Source organism: Halomonas sp. 3D7M (assembly GCF_014897885.1).
Taxonomy (GTDB): domain Bacteria; phylum Pseudomonadota; class Gammaproteobacteria; order Pseudomonadales; family Halomonadaceae; genus Vreelandella.
In genome coordinates, this window is record NZ_JABUZF010000223.1 from 1 (window position 1) to 651 (window position 651).

Sequence of the window (651 nt, forward strand, 5' to 3'; positions counted from 1 at the left end):
TGCGCCCGTTTTCCGCTCAATGAGTGGGAAAGGGGCAAAAATACACAAAGAACAGGAGAAGAGTGTCTGAATTTTCGATTTTTTGTCGGCTCAAGTAAGCGTTGATGAATATCGGCAGTTATTCAGACCTTCCCTTTCTAAAGTACTATTGGTAATTTACGACTGAGTAAAACACTACTGGAGAGGCTTTTGAGTGCACCTGATTATCCTGCTGATGAAGCCGTTCGTTTACTCGCATTAAAACGCACAGCGTTACTGGACTCGCCTGCTGAAGAGCGCTTTGATCGTATCACCCGACTTGCGGCTTTCATTTTTAATGTCCAAACGTGCTTAATTTCGCTAGTCGATGCTGACAGGCAGTGGTTTAAATCTAAGGTAGGGCTTGATGCTTGTCAGACTGAGCGTGATATCTCTTTTTGCGGGCATGCAATATTGCACCCGGATATTTTTATCGTTTCCGACGCAACAAAGGATGACCGCTTCTCTGCTAACCCGCTTGTGACCGAGGAGCCGCGTATACGTTTTTATGCAGGAGCGCCGGTTTGCGAGCCAGGTGGGCAACCTATTGGCACATTATGCCTTATAGATCCACAGCCTCGTGACTTGACGATAAGCGAAAAACGAGTATTAAGTGGTTATGCAAAAGTTATC

Annotated in this window: 1 protein-coding gene; it reads left to right on the forward strand. The window is 45.8% G+C overall.

The features are described from left to right. Positions 1–189 precede the first annotated feature (189 nt). Positions 190–651, forward strand: a 462-nt coding sequence (locus INT22_RS12620) for a GAF domain-containing protein (RefSeq protein ID WP_193068324.1), incomplete at its 3' end; no start/stop codon positions are given.